This is a genomic window from Kitasatospora sp. NPDC033851 (genome assembly GCF_055576085.1).
This window is the reverse complement of sequence record NZ_JBVIRL010000009.1, coordinates 1-18,758: the sequence shown is the minus strand read 5'-3', so window position 1 is coordinate 18,758 and position 18,758 is coordinate 1. Positions and strand designations below refer to the sequence as shown.

General features: G+C 72.3%; 18 protein-coding genes. 10 read left to right on the top strand and 8 right to left on the bottom strand.

What is annotated here, in order from left to right:
• Positions 1-126 precede the first annotated feature (126 nt).
• The gene (locus ACZ51D_RS18890) at positions 127-1,101 is read left to right on the top strand and encodes a hypothetical protein (protein WP_465625031.1); all 975 of its coding nucleotides are present in this window, start codon (positions 127-129) and stop codon (positions 1,099-1,101) included.
• A gap of 73 nt (positions 1,102-1,174) precedes the next feature.
• On the opposite strand, the gene ACZ51D_RS18885 is transcribed toward ACZ51D_RS18890, so the two are convergent.
• Both ACZ51D_RS18885 and ACZ51D_RS18880 read right to left on the bottom strand, forming a co-directional pair.
• A complete protein-coding gene (locus ACZ51D_RS18885) occupies positions 1,175-2,035 on the bottom strand; it encodes a patatin-like phospholipase family protein (protein WP_465662906.1) in 861 nt (286 codons plus the stop codon).
• Between the two features lie 198 nt (positions 2,036-2,233).
• Positions 2,234-2,836, bottom strand: a complete 603-nt coding sequence (locus tag ACZ51D_RS18880) for a TetR/AcrR family transcriptional regulator (protein WP_465662905.1) — start codon at positions 2,834-2,836, stop codon at positions 2,234-2,236.
• A gap of 123 nt (positions 2,837-2,959) precedes the next feature.
• Between ACZ51D_RS18880 and ACZ51D_RS18875 the strand changes: the two genes are divergently transcribed.
• Together ACZ51D_RS18875 and ACZ51D_RS18870 are read left to right on the top strand one after the other, a co-directional pair.
• Entirely contained in the window at positions 2,960-4,069 is a 1,110-nt protein-coding gene (locus ACZ51D_RS18875) for an FAD-dependent oxidoreductase (protein ID WP_465662903.1), read from the top strand.
• Positions 4,070-4,334: 265 nt separating this feature from the next.
• Complete coding sequence (locus ACZ51D_RS18870; protein WP_465662901.1) at positions 4,335-4,970, top strand: DUF6215 domain-containing protein; 636 nt, start codon at positions 4,335-4,337, stop codon at positions 4,968-4,970.
• Between the two features lie 144 nt (positions 4,971-5,114).
• On the opposite strand, the gene ACZ51D_RS18865 is transcribed toward ACZ51D_RS18870, so the two are convergent.
• Together ACZ51D_RS18865 and ACZ51D_RS18860 are read right to left on the bottom strand one after the other, a co-directional pair.
• The gene (locus tag ACZ51D_RS18865) at positions 5,115-6,041 is read right to left on the bottom strand and encodes an alpha/beta hydrolase (protein ID WP_360504756.1); all 927 of its coding nucleotides are present in this window, start codon (positions 6,039-6,041) and stop codon (positions 5,115-5,117) included.
• Between the two features lie 227 nt (positions 6,042-6,268).
• Positions 6,269-6,835, bottom strand: coding sequence for a carbonic anhydrase (locus ACZ51D_RS18860; protein WP_465662899.1), 567 nt, complete (start codon positions 6,833-6,835; stop codon positions 6,269-6,271).
• Positions 6,836-7,433: 598 nt separating this feature from the next.
• Between ACZ51D_RS18860 and ACZ51D_RS18855 the strand changes: the two genes are divergently transcribed.
• Positions 7,434-8,600 (top strand): alanine--tRNA ligase-related protein, encoded by a 1,167-nt coding sequence (locus tag ACZ51D_RS18855; protein WP_465625041.1) that lies wholly within the window; start codon positions 7,434-7,436, stop codon positions 8,598-8,600.
• 57 nt (positions 8,601-8,657) lie between these two features.
• Here ACZ51D_RS18855 and ACZ51D_RS18850 read toward each other — a convergent pair whose 3' ends face one another.
• Positions 8,658-9,278: a hypothetical protein gene (locus ACZ51D_RS18850; RefSeq protein WP_465625043.1), complete on the bottom strand. Its 621-nt coding sequence runs from the start codon at positions 9,276-9,278 to the stop codon at positions 8,658-8,660.
• 393 nt (positions 9,279-9,671) lie between these two features.
• On the opposite strand from ACZ51D_RS18850, the gene ACZ51D_RS18845 reads away from it, so the two are divergent.
• Positions 9,672-11,771 (top strand): galactose-binding domain-containing protein, encoded by a 2,100-nt coding sequence (locus tag ACZ51D_RS18845; RefSeq protein WP_465662897.1) that lies wholly within the window; start codon positions 9,672-9,674, stop codon positions 11,769-11,771.
• Positions 11,772-11,811: 40 nt separating this feature from the next.
• On the opposite strand, the gene ACZ51D_RS18840 is transcribed toward ACZ51D_RS18845, so the two are convergent.
• Both ACZ51D_RS18840 and ACZ51D_RS18835 read right to left on the bottom strand, forming a co-directional pair.
• Positions 11,812-12,240, bottom strand: coding sequence for a hypothetical protein (locus tag ACZ51D_RS18840; protein WP_465625045.1), 429 nt, complete (start codon positions 12,238-12,240; stop codon positions 11,812-11,814).
• A gap of 49 nt (positions 12,241-12,289) precedes the next feature.
• A complete protein-coding gene (locus tag ACZ51D_RS18835; protein WP_465662895.1) occupies positions 12,290-13,072 on the bottom strand; it encodes a hypothetical protein in 783 nt (260 codons plus the stop codon).
• A 292-nt stretch (positions 13,073-13,364) separates the two neighbouring features.
• Between ACZ51D_RS18835 and ACZ51D_RS18830 the strand changes: the two genes are divergently transcribed.
• The 4 genes from ACZ51D_RS18830 to ACZ51D_RS18815 all read left to right on the top strand — a co-directional run bounded on the left by ACZ51D_RS18830 (position 13,365) and on the right by ACZ51D_RS18815 (position 16,819).
• A complete protein-coding gene (locus tag ACZ51D_RS18830) occupies positions 13,365-14,162 on the top strand; it encodes a class I SAM-dependent methyltransferase (protein ID WP_465662893.1) in 798 nt (265 codons plus the stop codon).
• A 686-nt stretch (positions 14,163-14,848) separates the two neighbouring features.
• A complete protein-coding gene (locus ACZ51D_RS18825) occupies positions 14,849-15,052 on the top strand; it encodes a hypothetical protein (protein WP_465662891.1) in 204 nt (67 codons plus the stop codon).
• Between the two features lie 164 nt (positions 15,053-15,216).
• Positions 15,217-15,915, top strand: coding sequence for a DUF998 domain-containing protein (locus tag ACZ51D_RS18820; RefSeq protein WP_465662890.1), 699 nt, complete (start codon positions 15,217-15,219; stop codon positions 15,913-15,915).
• 139 nt (positions 15,916-16,054) lie between these two features.
• Entirely contained in the window at positions 16,055-16,819 is a 765-nt protein-coding gene (locus tag ACZ51D_RS18815) for a class I SAM-dependent methyltransferase (RefSeq protein WP_465625055.1), read from the top strand.
• A gap of 99 nt (positions 16,820-16,918) precedes the next feature.
• On the opposite strand, the gene ACZ51D_RS18810 is transcribed toward ACZ51D_RS18815, so the two are convergent.
• Positions 16,919-17,572 carry a TetR/AcrR family transcriptional regulator gene (locus ACZ51D_RS18810; protein WP_465662888.1) on the bottom strand — a complete coding sequence of 218 codons (654 nt, stop codon included), beginning with the start codon at positions 17,570-17,572 and terminating at the stop codon, positions 16,919-16,921.
• A 95-nt stretch (positions 17,573-17,667) separates the two neighbouring features.
• On the opposite strand from ACZ51D_RS18810, the gene ACZ51D_RS18805 reads away from it, so the two are divergent.
• Positions 17,668-18,630, top strand: a complete 963-nt coding sequence (locus ACZ51D_RS18805) for an alpha/beta hydrolase (protein ID WP_465662886.1) — start codon at positions 17,668-17,670, stop codon at positions 18,628-18,630.
• Positions 18,631-18,758 lie beyond the last annotated feature (128 nt).

The window sequence follows — 18,758 nt, the reverse complement described above, 5'->3', positions numbered from 1 at the left end:
TCACCATGGCCGCCCCCGCGAAGGCCGCCCCCGCGAAGGCATCGACTTTCCGTTATCGATGCCGGGCCTTCCGGATCTCCTGGGCATCGCGGCCTGATCGGCCGAAGGGCGCAGGAAAGGTTCGCAGTGAGCAATCGTTGGATGGGACACCGCTTCCTCTGGGCCTGTTCCCTCGTGCTGGCCGTCGGTTCGATCGCCCTGCTCGTGCTGCCTGCGCGAAGCTCGTCCGCGAACTCCGCGAACTCCGCGAACTCCGCGAACTCCGCGAACTCCGCGAACTCCGCGAACTCCGCGCACACCGAGCACTCCGGAATGCCGGGTATGGACCACGGCACGACGGCGACACCCGGCGTGACCGGCGCAGCGGGGATGCCCGGCATGCCGGCCGGAGAGGGGCTCGCCGCCGAGAGCGACGGCTACCGCCTCGACTCGCGGGCCACCGGACTCCCGGCCGGCCAGGCGGTGAGCTATCCGTTCACCGTCGTCGGGCCGGACGGAAAGCCGGTCACCGACTTCGCCGAAGTCCAGGGCAAGCAACTGCACTTCTATGCGATCCGCTCGGACCTCACCGGCTACCAGCACCTTCACCCCACGATGGCCGCCGACGGCACCTGGGCCGCCGACCTGGCTGCCCTCGAACCGGGCGACTGGCGGCTGTACGCCTCCTTCACACCGAACACCGGCCCCCGCAAGGGCAGCGAATTCGTCCTCAGCCGCACCGTGACGGTGCCCGGCGACGCGGCCCCGGCGCCTCTGCCCGCCGTCACCGACAGCACCACGGTCGACGGGTACACCGTCGCCGTCCGGGGCGACCTGACGGCCGGTCGGGCAGGCCCGCTCACCGTCACGATCAGCGAGGACGGCCGACCGGTCACCGACCTGCAGCCGTACCTCGACAGCTACGCCCACCTCAGCGCCTTCCACGAGGGGGACCAGGCGCTGGCCCACCTCCACCCCATCACCCGCGTCAACGGGGATCACGGCGGGCCGACGCTGACCTTCTACGCCCTGCTTGGCAGGCCCGGGAACTGGCGGGTCTTCCTGCAGTTCCAGACCGACGGACGCGTGCACACCGCGGTCCTCACGCTGCGCGTCGGCTGACGCTCCAGCCGTCGGTGCCGCAGGGCGGGGCGGCGGCCCGATCGGTTGGCGTCGCCGTTATCCGCCCCGCCGCTCACTCCCCGGTCGTGCGCCGCGCCGGCCAGGTGCGGGCGAGCGAGGCGGCGAGGGCCGTGCCCTGCCGGTGGCCGGCGCGGGCGGCGGCGGGGCGCCGGGCGTTGGCGGTCAGGTCGCGTCCCATGGCGCGGCGGGCGTCGGTGTCAGGGGTGATCAGGGTGGTGCGCGCGCCGGCGGCGCGCAGTTCCATTGTCTGCTGCTGGGCGCTGGGGTGCGGCCCGACAGCGGTGGGCACGGGCGAGACGGCCAGCACCTGCCGGTGGCCGGCGGCCAGTTGGAGGTTGCCGGTGGAGCGGGTGCCGCCGTCGATCCATCGTCGCCCGAGGGCGGTGGTGGGCGGCCAGACCAGCGGGACGGCGCAGCTGGCGGCGACCGCGTCGGCGAGGTCGAGGCCGGAGCCCGCGTCGAAGGCTTCGACGCTGCCGGTCTCCGCGTCCACGGCGGTGATGCGCAGCGTCGTCTGCGCGGGCCAGGCGGTGGCGTCGCGCAGCAGGGTGCGTATGGTGTCGTGGAGGTCGTGGGCGGGGGTGGTGCGCGCGGTCAGGGCGGCGTGGCCCAGGCGCCGGACGGAGCGTTCCGGGTCGCGGGTGGCGAGGGCCGCCCACAGGAAGCGCAGGGTCTGTGCGGCGGTGACACCCATCTCGACCCGGTCGAGGCCGGCCAGTTGACGTTCGTACAGGTCGCGGGCGGGTTCGCCGCTCGCGAGGCGGGCGCCGAAGACGGCTCCGGCCGAGGTGCCGATGACGGTGTCGGCGGCCGTCAGGTCGATTCCGCCGTCGGCGAGGCCCGCGAGTACGCCGGTCAGCCACGCACCGCCGACCGGTCCGCCGCCGCCCAGCACCAGCGCCGTCCCGTTCATGGCACTCCTCTCCCCTGGCCGCGAATCGGGGACTGATCCCCGTTTCACCTTGAGTGTGAGGGTACACCGGCAGCGGGCGGCGCACGTTGGCCCCGCCTTGCGGGCCCCGATCGGGTGTCAGTGGCGGGTTTCGATTGCCGTAGCCGTAGCCGTAGCCGTAGCCGTAGCCGGGCCCGCCGGGGCTTTTCGCGGAGCGGGTCAGTTGCCCGGGTGGGAGGCTGCCCAGCCGTGTTCGAGGAGTGCGAAGGCTTCGTCGGCGGCTCGGCGCGGTTCGGCGTGGCGCAGGATGAGGCCGCGGGCCTCGAGGGCGAAGCGGGCCAGGGCGGCGCAGCTGACGTCGTCCTCGGGTGCGCCCACGGCCTCGGCGATGGCCCGGGTCAGGGCGGCTTCGTGGCGGGTCCACATGCGGTGGGCGTAGTCGCGCAGTGCGGGGGTGTCCTCCACCAGGCGGGTGAAGTCGGCGAATCGCGGGTCCGCGGCGTGGATGGAGAGCTGGGTCTGCTTCAGCAGGAGGTGCTCGCGCAGCGCCTGCGGGATGGACCGGCCCGGGGGGCGTTCGCGTACGGCGGCGACGAGGGATGCTTCCAGGTCGTCGTCCTGGTCGAAGACCAGGGCTTCCTTGCCGGAGAAGTGCTTGAACAGGGTGGTCACCGAGACGTCGGCGGCGTCGGCGATGTCCTTGACGCCGACCTGGTCGTAGCCGTGTTCGAGGAAAAGCTCGAGTGCGGCGTCGGCCAGGGACTGGCGGGTCTGGGCCTTCTTGCGCTCGCGGCGCCCGGTCGGTTCGGTCGGTTCGGTCACTCGCCCACCGTACCCCATGGTGCATCCACTGCAAAAGTTTAGTCATTGTGCTTTTTTAGTGAGTGTGGTTTCTTGGTGGTGCCGGGCTCCCGGCAACTCATCCACCTCCCGAAGGACACTCCCGTGAACTCTGCCCGTGACCCCCGCATCGCGATCGTCGGCGCCGGCCTCGGCGGCCTCACCTGCGCCCGAGTCCTCCAGCAGCACGGCCGCTCCGTCACCGTCTTCGAACGCGAGGCATCCGCCGACGCCCGCCCCCAGGGCGGCACCCTCGACATGCACCCCGACACCGGCCAGGCCGCCCTGCGCTCGGCGGGACTTCTCGACCGGTTCCACGCCCTTGCCCGCCCCGAGGGAGACGAGTGGCGCGTCCTCGACTTCGCCACCGGCGCCCTCATCGCGCAGCAGGGGCCCTCCGCCGACGGCGGCCGCCCCGAGATCGACCGGGGCCAACTGCGCGGTCTGCTCCTGGACTCGATCACCGAGGGCACCGTGCGGTGGGACCGCGCCGTCCGTGGGGTCACCCCGCTGCCGGACGGCACCTGCCGACTGCTCCTCGCCGACGGCACCGCCGAGGACTTCGACCTGGTGGTCGGCGCCGACGGCGCCTGGTCGCGCGTACGCCCGGCCCTGTCGCACGCCGCACCCGGCTACACCGGCGTCACCTTCGTCGAGACCGGATTCGACCACTGCGACACCCGCCACCGCGACCTCGCGCGGCTGGTCGGCAACGGATCGATGCTGGCCAAGGGAACCGGCCGGACCCTGGTCGCCCAGCGCAACAGCAACGGCCACATCCGCGCCTACATCGCGCTGCGCGCGCCGCAGGACTGGCACGCGGCCGCCGGTGTCGACCTCGGCGACCGGCAGGCCGTACGCACCCACCTGCTGGGGATGTTCGACGGCTGGGACGAGAGCCTGCGCTACCTCCTGCGCGACAGCGACAACGGATACGTCAACCGGCCCCTGTTCGTCCTGCCCGCCTCGCACACCTGGGAGCACGTTCCCGGCGTCACGCTGCTCGGCGACGCCGCACACCTGATGCCCCCGGTCGGGCTGGGCGCCAACCTCGCCATGCTCGACGGCTCCGACCTCGCCCACGCCCTCGTGACCGAAGCCGGCGTCGACGACGCCGTCCGCGCCTACGAGAGCGTCATGCTGCCGCGCTCGATCGAAGCCGCGACGGCCAGCGCGCAGGGGCTCGACCACCTCGTCCCCGCGACGACCCCCTGAGCGGACTCCACCGCCCAGGCCCCACCGCCCAGGCCCCACCGCCCCGGCCGCACCGCCCCGGCCCCACCGCCCCCGACTCCACCGTCCCCGGCCGCACTGTCCCCGGTTCCGGTGGCGGAGGCAGGGAACCCATGACCGCGCAGGTCAGGGGGTCGGGTGTCGGCGGACCTCGTGGTCGTGGCGCTAGCGCGGCACCGTAAGATCGTCTCCGCTCACGGCTCCCCGAGTGGCCGAGGACGAGCGTTCCGGGGAGGGGGATCCCAAGATGGAAACCGGCAAGGACCACGACAGAACGAACCGCGTCGTGGTGGTCGCGGCGGTTGCGTCGGTGCTGGCCTTCGGCACCCTGGCCGCCCTGTGGGGGCTGGGCGTCCTCAAGGAGAACCGCACGCCGGCGACATGCAGCGGGCCCGGACCCAACGACCCCGCGGCGGCGTACCAGGCGCTGTGCGCCGCGCTCAACCGCCCTGATCTGCCGACCCTGCTCGGCACGCCGGACGACCACGTCTCGACCGCGCAGCCCGGGACCTTCGCCAACGGGGTGGCGATGGCGGAGGTGCGCCTGCAGCGCAGTGTCGTCGGCGTCTCGGACAGTCAGACCTCGGTCTGGTCGATGGCCGACACCCAGCAGTTCCACGCCGAGCGGGCCACCGTTCTCGGTCACCCCGCGGTGACCTACTCCGGTCACGCGCTGAAACTCTTCCCCTCGAACGGGAAGTCCGGCGGGGACGGCCCCGTCACGCGGAACATCGTCGTCGCGTGGGATCCCAAGGACCCCGGCGGCCGGGCCTACGAGTTCACCGTCTTCCGGCAGGACGGCCAGGCCCCCGACGACGCCGCTCTGCGCCGGGTCGCCGAAACGGTGCTGCCGACCCTCCCGGGCTGGGTCGCCGCCCAGTAGGTCCGCGCCACGGCCGACACCGTGAGGCGGCGGCGAGGGGGAGGGGCGAACTGCGGGCGAGCAGCGCGAGCGGGGCCGGCAGCTCGTACGCCGGCCCCTTCGCGACGACCCCGTGCCGCCCCCGCCGCCCGCCGCCGCCCGCGGTCAGCTTTCGGCACCCAGGTGGACCGTGAAGAACTCGGCCAGCTTGTCGACGGTCGGGTCGATGTACTCCTCCCGGTCGTAGAGGTCGACGTGGCTCGCGCCCTCGATCCGGTACAACTCCTTGGGTCCGGTGGCCCGTTGGTGCGCCTCGACAGCCATCCAGGAGGTGACGGCACGCTCGCCGACGATCTGCAGCATCGGGCGGGGGCCGATCAGCGGGACGGCGAAGAACGGGTCGTAACAGGCCAGCCTGTCGATGCTCTCCCAGGCCAGGAACTTCGCGGACCGCTCGTGCTCGCCGCGCGAAGTGCAGTAGTACTCGAAGCCCTCGGCGCCGTGCTCGCCGCCGAGCGCGCCCGCCTGCTCGGCCGTCTGCGGGAACATCGTCATCACGCCGGGGTCCTGGCCGCGGGCAGCGGCGGTGCGGGCCCGGGCGGCCGCGTCCAGCAGGGCCCGGAAGACCGCCGGGTCCTGGCCGCCGTCGGCCCCCAGCCGGAACTGGCGGGAGGGATCGGCGGTGCACACGGCGGCCACCGCCCGGACCCGGCGGTCACCGCCGGTGGCGGCCAGCGAGTAGCCGCCGGACGCGCAGATGCCGAGCAGGCCGATCCGCCCTTCGGCGACCTCCTCACGGGTGACCAGGTACGACACCGCGGCCTTGAAGTCCTCCACACGCTGGGCCGGGTCCTCCAGCCCTCGAGGCAGACCCCCCGACTCGCCCTGGTGGGCCGCGTCGAAGGCGAGGGTGACGAACCCGCGCTCGGCCATCCGCCGCGCGTACGCGCCGGAGGTCTGTTCCTTCACCCCCGTGCCCGGGTGGCCGACCACCAGCGCCGCAAGCGGGCGGGGCGCCGGATCGTCGGGGATGTACAGGTGCGCGGCGATCTCGATGCCGGCGCTGTCGAAACTGATGTCGGACCTGGCCATGCGGGCACTCTTCCTGTCGGTCGGCTCGTCGCCTGCTCGTCGGCTCCGCCCCCGTTCCGGGCGGGCGTCGCCCCGGACCTCACTCTGGGCCCGGGAGGAGGCCGGCGGAACAGTCAAATGACGCTGCGCCCGACAGGCCGCGCGCACCGACGTTGCGTCATCCGCACGACACCACGCCGCCCCGGCCGCGGGGACGGCGCCCCGGCGCGTACGGCTCGTCCGGCGGGTCAGGGCGTGCCGGACAGGACTTCCACCGCGCCCGTGTCGAGCGAGTAGTAGGCGCCGACCACGGCGAGGGAGCCCTTCTCCACGAGTGGGGCCAGGTCCTGGTTGGAACGCAGATCGGCCGCGGTCAGCGTGACCTGGGCGCGGGCCATGGTCTCGACCGGGTCGGCGCCGCCTTCCCGGGCCGCCTGTTCGTACGCCGGCTGCAGGGCCTTGACGATCGCCTGCAGGTTGCCGGGCAGCGGTTTGTTGTCACGGAGGGACTCGTACGCCGCCTTGACGGCGCCGCAGCGCTGATGACCGAGGACCACGACGAGGGGGGTGGCACTCGTCATGGGCCCGTACTCGACGGATCCGGTGACCACCGGGCCGACCGCTTCCCCGCCCGTGCGCATCACGTAGAGGTCGCCCAGGCCGGTGTCGAAGAGGAGCTCGGGCGGCACCCGCGAGTCGATGCACGAGAGGATCGCCCCGAAGGGCTCCTGTTCCTGGGCGACGAACTGACGCCGGTTCGGATCCCGGTCGGGGTGGTGGAGGTCTCCGCTCACCCAGCGCTTGTTGCCGTCCATCAGCCTCGTGAACGCCGCGGCGGGCGTGGTGGGCCGTGCCTGCGGCGAAGCACTGGTCGAGGACGAGGCCGCCCTCGTCGCCGCGCACCCCGTGAGCGCGGCCGCGGCGCCCGCGAGGCCGCCGGCAATCAGCGTCCTACGACCCGGGTGTCCGGTTCTTTCCATCGGTTGATCCCCTCGATGCCGCTCGGACACGTTCCGTGCCTCGACCGGGCCGATTGTCCAGCGGGGTGCGGGTGGCCCGGCGGAAGGCGCAAGCGGGCGCGGGCCACATTGCCGCGAACGGCCCACGGAACCCGCTCGGGCAGCCCGTCGGGCCGTCCGGGCGGAAAATCGGGTGCCCCGGGGCGCCGGCCGCGTTACCCTCGCTGCCATGAACGTCACCGGCCCGATCACCGCCACCGCGCGAGCGACCAGCTCGCCGGTTGCCGCCGCCTGACGTACCCCTCCCCACGGCGACCGGAAACGGTCCGCCGGTGGTGGCTTCGAGGTGTTTCCTCCTCGGTTCCGATGATCGCGTGGACCTGTTGTCCGGTGCGTCGTCCCCTGACACACACGACTCACGCGACTCACGCGACTCACGCCAAGGAGCCACCCCGTGAACACCGACCAGCTCGTCCGCACCTTCATCGAGTACTTCGAGGAGCGCGGCCACCGCCGGATCACCGGCTCGACCCTGCTGCCCCCGCCCGGAGACCCGGTGCTGTTCACCACCTCCGGCATGCACCCCCTCACGCCCTACCTGGAGGGGCGCCCGCACCCGCTCGGCAGGCGGCTGGTCAACGTCCAGCGCTGCCTGCGCACCACGGACCTCGACGAGGTCGGCGACCGCACCCACCTGACCGTCTTCGAGATGCTCGGCACCTGGTCCCTCGGCGACTACGAGGGCCCGCAGAGCCTCGACTGGGGCTACGGGCTGCTCACCGACGGGCTCGGCATCGACCCCGGCCGGCTCCATGTCACCGTCTTCGGCGGCGACGACCGGGTCGGCCCGGACACCGGCTCGCTGGAGCTGTGGCAGGACCGCGGCGTGCCGGTCGAACTCACCGTCGAGGACAACTGGTGGTCCAACGGGCCGACCGGCCCGTGCGGCCCGGACTCGGAGATCTTCCTGTGGACCGGCGACACCCCGCCGCAGTCGACACCCACCCGGGACGACCGCTGGGTGGAGGTGTGGAACCACGTGATGATGCGCCACCGGCGCCTCGACGACGGCACACTCGTCCCGCTGCCCCAACGCAACGTCGACACCGGACTCGGCCTGGAACGGCTCTCCTCGCTGCTGCAGGGCCGGACGTCGGTCTTCGAGTGCGACGTCTTCGACCCCTGGCGCCGCCTCGTCCCGCCCCTGTGGCAGCTGGACGAACCGTCACTGCGGCTGGTCTGCGACCACCTGCGCTCGGGCATCGTCGTCATCGGCGACGGCGTCCGCCCGTCCAACACCGGCCGCGGCTACGTGCTGCGCCGCCTGGTACGCCGGGTGCTCACGGTGCTCCGCCGGGACGACCCGCGGCGCGGACTCGGCGACCTGCCGCTCGAGTTGGTCCGGCACACCCTGGACCGCTTCCGCCAGGACGTGGACCCGGAGTCCGTGCGCCGGGTGCTGCTCGACGAGGAACTCCGGTTCGACCGCCTCCTGGAACGCGGCCGCCGGGTGCTCTCCCGCCCCCGCTTCCGCGGCCCGCTGACCGAGGACGACCTCCACTACCTCCACGACACCCACGGCCTGCCGCGCGACCTCGTCCTGGACCTGCGGTCGCGGTGACGGTGCAACCGACGCGCCCCGGCCGCTCTCCCGGGATCCGCCCTTCGTCGTCCCGGGTCAGCCGACGGGCGTTCGCTGCTTGCGCCAGCGGGCCTTGTGGAAGATCGGTTCGACGGCGACGACGCAGAACGCGTGCATGGGCCGGTTCGTGCCATGGGGGTCGAAGAATCCGACCATGTCGCCGAGGAAGCTCTCGCCGTGCCGATGGACGTGGCTGTCCTGGGCGACTTGGTCGCCGACGGCGGTGAGCCAGTCGCCGATCCAGAACAGGAGTTCGGCGCGGGCGGTGATGATGATCGTCGCGGCGTGCTCGGCGAAGCGGGCGGGGTGGCGATCGGCTCGGCGACGGACGTCGTCGGGCCGATCGTGCGACCGTGCCGCCGGGGCGGTCACCGTCAAGGGCGCCGAGGCGCGGCGCATCCCGTGCCGCAGACCCGGCCAGTCGGAAGGCCGCAGTCCCGTGTCCTCACGGGCCAGGAGCACGGGCCGCGGCCGGGCGTCGCCGCCGCCGAGGGAGGTCACCAGTCGGTCGGCCGGCGGGACCGGGATGTGGATCGCGCTGTGCGGGCTCGTCGCGGCGACGCGGAACAGGGCGCCGAGGCGGAGGAGATCGGCGCGGTTCGCGTACAGATAGCCTACCTGGCTGTCGGGCGGGAGGACGAACGTGTTGCGGAGCATGGGACCGGTGCTCAGGATCCGGCCGCGCCCCGATCCGAGGCCGGATCCTGGTCCCGATCCGAGGCCGGGTCCGAGGCCTGATCCTGGACCGGCAATCGGATGGCTCGTCAGTTGCAGCCGCATCCGCCCGTCGTCAACCCCCATGTGCCCAGTACAGCACGCGTGCCGGCGGCCTCAAACTCCTTTTGCGAAGCCCCGCACCCGCATCCCTCGCCACGGAGGGCCGACGCCCGGCCCACGCACGGCTATTGACTCCCAGTCCAACAACGGCGATCCTCGTCACACCGAGTGCGCGGTCCATGACAACCGGCCCGGACGGGTCGGTCCGCGCGTCCCGGACGGTGCCCGGTGCCCGGCCGCGCCACCCCCTCACCTCGGACCCGGGTGGTGACCATGCACCAACTCCGCAGCAGCAGGCGCGGATTCGTCGCACTTCTGGCCGCACTCCTCACATTGGCCGCCATGGTGCTCGCCGCTCCGGCGCCCGCGGCGCCGGGTGGGGGCGCCGGGACCGGCGAGACCGACGGGACGGGTGGGACGGGCTGGTGGACCCCGACCGCACGGCCCGTGCCCGACTCGCAGATCGACGTCACGGGCGAGCCGTTCCGCGGGACCGACGCCCAGGGCAAGGTCCGGGGCTTCGTCGACGCGCACGACCACATCATGGCCAACGAGGCCTTCGGCGGCCGACTCATCTGCGGCAAGTCCTTCTCCGCAGCCGGGATCGCGGACGCGCTGAAGGACTGCCCCGAGCACTACCCCGACGGCTCGCTCGCCATCTTCGACTTCGTCACCAAGGGCGGCGACGGCAAGCACGACCCGGTCGGCTGGCCGACCTTCAAGGACTGGCCGGCCCACGACTCGCTGACCCACCAGCAGAACTACTACGCCTGGATCGAACGCGCCTGGCGCGGCGGCCAGCGGGTCCTCGTCAACGACCTGGTCACCAACGGGGTGATCTGCTCGGTCTACTTCTTCAAGGACCGCAGCTGCGACGAGATGACCTCCATCCGGCTCCAGGCGCAGAAGACGTACGAGCTGCAGGCGTACGTCGACACGATGTACGGCGGGCCGGGCAAGGGCTGGTTCCGGATCGTCACCGACAGCACGCAGGCCCGCGAGGTGATCGAGCAGGGCAAGCTGGCCGTCGTCCTCGGTGTGGAGACCTCCGAGCCGTTCGGCTGCAAGCAGATCCTCGACGTCGCCCAGTGCGGAAAGGCCGACATCGACCGCGGCCTGGACGAGCTGTACGGGCTGGGCGTGCGCAGCATGTTCCTCTGCCACAAGTTCGACAACGCGCTCTGCGGGGTGCGTTTCGACGAGGGCGCGCTCGGGACGGCCATCAACGTCGGCCAGTTCCTCTCGACCGGCACCTTCTGGAAGACCGAGAAGTGCGCCGGGCCGCAGCACGACAACCCGATCGGCCTCGCCCCGGCGCCCGAGGCGCAGAAGCAGCTCCCGGCGGGGGTGGCGGTGCCGGCCTACGCCGGCGACGCGCAGTGCAACAGCCGCGGACTGACCGACCTCGGCGAGTACGCGGTGCGCGGGCTGATGAAACGCAAGATGATGCTCGAGGTCGACCACATGAGCGTCAAAGCGGCCGGGCGGTCCTTCGACATCCTGGAGTCCGAGTCCTACCCGGGCGTGCTCTCCTCGCACAGCTGGATGGACCTCGACTGGATCGAGCGGGTCTACCAGCTCGGCGGCTTCGTCGCCCAGTACATGAACGGCGCCGAGGCGTTCAGCGCGGAGGCCAAGCGCACCGACGCGCTGCGCGCCAAGTACCACGTGGGGTACGGCTACGGCACCGACATGAACGGCGTCGGCGGCTGGCCCGGCCCGCGCGGGGCGGACACCGCGAACCCGGTGCGCTACCCGTTCCGCAGCGCGGACGGCGGGTCCCTCATCGACCGCCAGACCACCGGCGCGCGCACCTGGGACATCAACACGGACGGCGCCGCGCACTACGGCCTGGTACCGGACTGGTTGGAGGACATCCGGCAGGTCGGCGGCCAGGGCGTGGTGGACGACCTCTTCCACGGAGCCGAGTCCTACCTCACCACCTGGGGGGCCTCGGAGCGGCACCGGGCCACGGTGAACCTGGCCGCGGGCCGCCCGGCCACGGCCAGCACCACCGAGTGGTGGAACCCGTTCGTCAGCTACGCGCCCGGCCGGGCGGTGGACGGCGACCCGGGTACCCGCTGGGCCAGCGAGTGGAGCGACGACCAGTGGCTCCAGGTCGACCTCGGGTCCACCAACCTCGTCGGGCGCGTCACGCTGGACTGGGAACGCGCCTACGCGCGGGCGTACCGGATCGAGGTCTCCACCGACGGAAGCAACTGGCAGCCGGTGTGGTCCACCACCACCGGCGACGGCGGCCTGGACACCGCACGGTTCGCCGGCGTCCCGGCCCGCCACGTCCGCATCCACGGGGTGCAGCGCGGCACCCAGTGGGGCTACTCGCTGCACGAGGTCGGCGTCTACAGCAGCTAGGCACCGGGCCACTGTTGGGCGGGGTCGGGGTCCGTGGGCCTCACCGCTCCCGGAACTCGCCCTCGCCCGGAGCCGACTCCCATCCGGTGCGGCCCGTCCGCGCGATCCGGCGCCGGGACCGTTCGGCCCGGTCCGTCACCTCGAACCAGACCAGCACGACGACAGCCAGGACGGCCAACCCGGCAGGTGCGAAGGCCCACACGGTACGGGAGTACAACCAGAGCAACAGGCCGAGGGCGGCCGAGCCGAGGATGGCGTACGAGAGCCCCAGCCGGCTGCCGGGCGAGCTGCGGTGGATCTCCTCGATCTGCGCAGCGGCGTCGCCCTCGGCGCCGCCGGTGAACTCGCCGGGGTCGAAGAAGTAGGGTTCGATGTCGCCCTCCTCCCAGCCCCGTTCCGCCCGGACCGCCCGCCTGCGGAAGCCGCGGCGCCGCGGGCCGTCGGGTGCCGCGTTGTACCCGCTGCTCATTCGCTCCTCCTCCTGGGGGCGCTGCGCCCGGCCCGTTGCGGTGTCGGGTTCAGCCGGCCAGCCCGCCGGCGAGCAGATCGGCCAGCATCAGCAGCTGCCGTACGTTCTGGTCGCTGAACTCCTGCCGGTCGGGGTCGTGGAAGACATCGCTCCAGGAGTCCGTCTTCGCGTCCACCGCGAGCACGCCGAGCGGTACGGTCCCTGCCTGCACCCGGACGATCACCACTGCGTCGTCCGCGGGGGTTCCGGGGACGTTGCCCCGGAAGTAGGACTTCGTGGCGGTCCGGCGGAACACCCGACCGGTGGCGACGACCTTGCGCAGGGCGCCGATCCCGAAGTCACCGGGACCGATCCGTTCCACCGGCGAGGCCGAGTCGAGGGAGCGTCCGCGGCAGGTGAAGGTCGTGGTCACCGGATTCCACGAGTAGTAGACGCCTCGACAGGAGTGGTGGATCCTGGCGGCGGCCGCTGCGACAGCCTGGTCGAGTCGCCCGCGCTCGGCGCTCGGATCCTCCGAAGCGGCCAGGAGGCCGCTGATGTTGGCGGTGAACGTGGTGCCCGGGGCGACCGCCGTCACCAACTCGTTCAGACCGCGGGACGTCTCCCGCGCCAGCGCCTCGATCTGTCCGTGCACCGTGCGCGCCCGCCTGGCCTCCACCGATCCGACCAGCAGAGTCAGCGCGGTCGTGGCGATGCCGTAGAGGATGAACTCCAGCTGACGGTTGGTGTTGGAGCCGGCCAGGGTACTGAAGACGAACGCCCCCGAACCGAACACGAAGGCGAAGAACTTCAGGGTGCCGTCGACGATCAGTGATCGCTGAGTAGCCGTCACTGCCACCCCCCACGCTCGTCCCACCGCGCTCGTCCCACCCCGCCGGGGTGCCCCCGCCCCACGATCCTAGAGAGCACGGGAGACGCCCTCAAGGCTTTTCACCGGGACCGTGGCGGGGGAGGCGTCGTGCAGCAGGCCGCCCCGGCGGCCCGGCGGCCCGGCGGCCGGCACCGCCGGTGTGCCGTGGCCGGGACGGGCGCGCCGGGCGTGCCAGACTCGCACCACCGGGTGCCGCGCACGGGCCCGGCGGTGGGCCACCGGTCCCGCCGCATGCGACGGAAGGTGCGATGGCATGGCCTTCGAGGGCGCGGTCCCCGACGTCTACGAGCGGTACCTCGTGCCGCTGCTCTTCCGCCCCTACGCCCGCGACCTGGCACGGCGCCTGGCGCAGCGCCACCCCCGGGACGTGCTCGAGACCGCCGCCGGCACCGGCGCGCTCACCCGCGAGCTGGCCGCCGTCCTGCCGAGGGACACCTCGATCACCGCGACCGACCTCAGCCGGCCGATGCTCGACCGCGCGCAGGCCGTGCCGCTCGCCCGCCCGGTGCGCTGGGCCGCGGCGGACGCCATGGCACTGCCGTTCCCGGACGGCTCCTGCGACGCCGTGGTCTGCCAGTTCGGGGCCATGTTCTTCCCCGACCGCCCGCGCGCCTTCGGCGAGGCCGTCCGGGTGCTGCGGCCCGGCGGTGTCCTGTCGTTCAGCGTGTGGAACGACATCGCGGCGAACGACTTCCTCGCGGTGACCGAGGCGACCGCCGCCGAGCTCTTCCCCGCCGACCCGCCGGACTTCCTGAGCCGCATCCCGTACGGATACCACGACGCATCCGCGATCGCGCGGGACCTGGCGGACGGCGGCTTCACCAGCGTCCCGCAGATCGAGACCGTCACCGAACGGGGCCGCGCCGACTCGGCGAAGGACGTGGCGACGGCCCTGTGCCAGGGCACCCCGCTGCGCGGCGAGATCGAGGCCCGGGGCGGGCACAGCCTGGACGAGGTGACCCGGACGGTCACGGCGGCGATCGCCGACCGCTTCGGCACCGGCCCGGTCGAGGGGCCGCTCAGCGCGCTGGTGGTGACCGTCACCCGCTGACGGCCCCGGCGTTCCCGCCGGCAGACTGCGCTCCTTGAGGCGGAGAGCCTCGTGAACGACACGAGCACGTGTCGCGCCCCCACCGCACCACGTCGGAGTCCGTCGTCATGCGCTGCGGGGGTGGTGGGCACCGCGGGCGTGGTGGGAGCCGAGGTCGGTCACGGGGCCATCCGGCGCGTCGCCGTCAGCCGCCGTTGCTCGATTTGCACGCGCTTGTTGGCATGGAGGAAGGCGTGCAACTCCGAGGCCGGCGTGAAGGGCGCGATTACCAGCACTGCCGTGAAGAGCGGACCTGCCATCATCACCGTGCCGACCCAACGCGCGAAGGTGGCACATCCGTTTCGTCCGGCCCGTGAACGGCTTGTGAACGCGAGCGAGGTCCGGTACCCGTGTGGGTACCGGACCTCGTCCGACAGTGGAGCGCCAGGCCCGGGTTGCACGGACTCTCCCTACTGAAAGTAGGGCGTGCTCTGGTAGCACCGCTGACGCCTGGCGAGGAATCATCTCCCTCGCGACGAGAAGAATATTAGCAGGTCAGCAGCCCGCCGTCGAAGTCGATCACGGGGCGGCCGGGGCCCGTCCCCCCGGGCGGTGCGGTCGGGAGGGTTGTGTCCCGTGTCCGGCGGTGGTTACCTGGGCGCGTCAACTTCCGCTACCAGGGCGGGTGATGAACGGGGAGGTAGCACATGCCGGATGTGACTGGCGGGTTCGCGAGGCTGGCTGTCACGAGTGTCGTCGTGGCGGGTGCCTCGTTCGGCCTCGCGACGCCGTCGCACGCTGCCGAGCGGGAGGTGCCGGCGTCCGCTGTCTCCGGGGCCCACGAACTCGCCGAACTCGCCGCGCCCGTGGCGCCGGGGATGGAAGCGGCGAACCAGGGGCACTACCTGTAGAACCCGAACCCGTAGGACGTGTCCGGGGTGCGGACCCGGTGGGCTGCGGCTCGTGGCCCGTGTTCTCGCCGAGTCTGTCGTCGTCGGCGGCGCGAGGGACGCCCCGAACTGACACAACCGTACGAGTAGCGCAGTGGTTGACATCGACGGTAGGGGGCCGGCGGATGAGCAGGACGCGCGGGGCACTGGTCTGGGGTGCCATCGTCGCCCAACTCCTTTTCACCGTCTCGTGGTTGGTGGGCAGTCTCGCGGAAGGCCGGCACTACCGGGTGTCTGCGGAGGGCATCAGTGACCTGGGTGCGCTGACGGCCAGTCATCCCTGGTTCGTGCTCACGGCGCAGGGCGTCGCGGGCCTGCTGACCATCGCGTTCGCCCTGTTCGCGCTGGGCCCGGCGCTGGCCTCCGGCGGCGGGAGGCGGCCGGTGGCCGCGTGGTTGGTGGCCGCCACCCCGCTGGGGCTGGACAACGTCTGGGACCTGTTCTTCCGGCTGGACTGCCGGGCGGCCGATCCCGGGTGCGTACAGAGCCTCGGTTCGGCCTCCTGGCACGCGACCGGGCACCTGGCGATCTCGTTCCTCAGCTTCCCGGTCATGGTGATCACGCCGTCCGTCCTGGCCGCCCGGTTCCGCGCCGTCCCGGCCTGGCAGGGGTACTCCGGCTTCGCGCTGGCCTTCAGCTCGGTGATGTTCATCGGGGTGATCGCCTTCATCGGACTGCACGGACACGACGGCGCCGGCTACGCGGAACGAGCCCTCGCCCTGGCCGCCTCGATCGGCCTGGTGCTGCTGGCCCTGGCGACTCGGCGGGCCCTGACCGGCTCCGCCGACCCAGGGCCCGCGCCGCTGACAACCGCCCGCGCCTGAACGGGCCGGCGGGTCACGGGCAGCAGGCCGAGCGTGTCGACCACGCTGTGCCGTTCGCGGCCGTTGATCAGTTTGCCGCCGTCGAAACCACGGAGTACTGCCAGACGCTCTCTGCCCCGGTCGTGCCAGGATGCTCGGCATGTCTGCTCGTGCACTGAGCTTCGGCGCAATCGCGGAAGCCTACGAAAGGTTCCGGCCGGGGTATCCCGCAGAGCTCTTCGACGTGGTGATGGCGTACGCGGGCCGGCCGGTTCGGACCGCCCTGGAGATCGGTGCGGGGACAGGCAAGGCAACCCGCCTGTTCACCGAGCATGGGGTCACGGTCACGGCGACGGAGCCCGACGCCGCCATGCTCGCCGAGCTGAACAAGGCCGTGCCCGCGAACGTGACGACCGTGCGGGCCGCGTTGGAGGACCTGCGGCCGGGCGAAACCCATGGGTTGGTCTATGCGGCGGCAGCCCTGCATTGGACACGCCCGGAGGGCCGGTGGCCAAGAGTGGCCGCGCTACTGGAACCGGACGGTGTGTTTGCCTCGTTCGGCGGCCCGGTTCAGCCGGCCGATCCGGCTGTCGAGGAGTCTGTGCGTGCGGCACGGGCGCCGTTCCTGGAGAGCGACGAGGTTCCGTCTCCCGACGGGACTGCTCCGGATGAGGAAATGCAGTGGCCGGGTACGGAGCTGCAGCGGTCTCCGTTGTTCCTCGACGTCCAGCAGGCCGTCATCAATCGGCGCTTGACGATGAGCGCTCCTGACTACGTCGGCTACCTGTCGACCGTCTCGGCGTACCTCCAACTGCCGCGATCGAGGCGGCAACAGACGTACGACGCGATCACGCGGGTCCTGCCCGAGACGGTCGAGATCGCCGCCGACATCATCGTCCATCTCGCGCGTCGGCGATCCGGGTAAGTTCGGCGGCCCGAGTATGTCGGCGGCCCGAGTACGTTGGCGATCCGAGGAAGGGGCGGCCCTCCTCTTCCGACCGCACCGAACTCGTGATCCGGCACGTCAGGGGATCCGGGCCTCGACGTGGGCGAGTTGGGCGGCGAGGATCTCCTCGAACGCGGCGCGGCGGTCCGCGCCGAGGGGGCGGACGTCGCGGGCGAAGTGGGCCAGGGCGGGGAAGCGTTCGGGGTCGGCGCCGAGCACCGCGACGCGGAACTGCTCCATGCCCTGTTCGTACTCCTCGGGGGTGATGGTGCTGATGCCGGCCTCGGAGGAGATCAGCGCGGCGAGGAGGGTCACGATGCGGTGGTAGCGCGCCGGGATCTCCTGGTCGGGCAGGCCGGACGTGCGCAGGGCCTGCAGCAGTTCTTCCATGACCAGCCGGGATCCGGTGCCGCCGGACCCGTAGCGTCCCCAGACCGTGGCGAGTTGGGGTTGCTCGCCGAAGGCCTCGCGCAGGCGCAGGCCAAGGGCGGTGATGCGCTGCTTCCAGTCGCCCTCGGGGCGGTGGCCGTCCATGGCGGCGAGCAGGATCCGGTCGGCGACCGCGCGCAGCAGTTCGGTCTTGTTGCGGAAGTGGCGGTAGAGGCTGGAGGAGTCGGTCCCGAGCACGGCGGCGAGCTTGCGCACGCTGAACGACTCGGCGTCGCCCGTGCGCAGGAGTTCCGTCGCCGTATCCAGGATCTCCTCGGTCGACCATCGCCTTCGGCCAGTCATCTCGCCCCTCTCGTCAGGACTCAGCCTAGTCTATGCACTTGGCGTTGCACGCGGTGCGTGCATAATGAGGACAACTCAGAGGGGGAGAAGGACACATGAGCGAGACCACTACCGCCGCGCGGCCGCCGGAGCCGGACTTCTCGGCGATCACGACCGAGGAACTACTCGCCTACCGCGACGCGGAGAACCGCTTCCGGGCCTCCAACGCGGCGCGGGCGATCCTCGGAGAGCCGGACCCCGCCGCCGCCATCGACTGGCGACGGATCGCGCTGCCCGGACGCGACCTCCCGGTCCGGGTCTACCGGCCGGCGCCGCCGGGCGACGGCGAAGCCGCCGCCCGAACCGACCTGCCACTCGTGCTCCATGTCCACGGAGGCGGCTTCGTGGGCACGGCGGCGCAGTGCGACTGGACCAACAGCCATCTCGCCACCCGACTGCCCGCGCTCGTCGTCTCCGTCGAGCACCGCCTCCTCGCCCCGGACAGCCCGCTCACGGACGCCGCCGACGACGGCTGGGACGTGCTCGACCACGTGCTGCGGCACGCCGCGCAGTGGGGCGTCGACCCGGCGCGCACGGCCGTCCTCGGCGAGAGCTGCGGCGCGCTGATCAGCGCCCTGACGGCCATCCGCGCCCGGGAAGCCGGCCTGGAACTCGCGGCGCAGGTGCTGGTCAACCCCGTAGGCGACGTGACTGAGGCGATGTTCGACCACGCCTCGATGGCCGAGTACGCCTACAGCCCGACCCGGGCCCTGCCGCTACTGCGGCTCTTCCAGCGGCTCGCCGCCCCGCCGGGAACCGACGCCCGCGCACTCTCGCCGCTGCACGCGGACGACCTGAGCGGCCTCGCCCCGGCACTCGTGGTGCTGCCCACCCAGGACGCCCTCGCCGACCACGGCCGCCGCTACGCCGAGCGGCTGCGCGCGGCCGGGACTCCCCTACGGCTCTCCGAATACCCGGGCGCGAAGCACGCGTTCCTCTCCCTGCCCGGCGTCGAACCTCAGGCCGAGGCCGCCCAGGCGGAGATCCTCCGGTTCCTCCGCGCGGCCCTGTCGAAGTGAGGGAGCAGGGAAGGCACCCCGCGCTCGGACCCAGGGAGCCGCCGATTAATTACTTGGCGTTCTTGGTGTGGGTTCGCCCGACGAGGTCGGCGAGGTCTGCCGCGGTGGGTGCGGTGATCGGTGCCGGG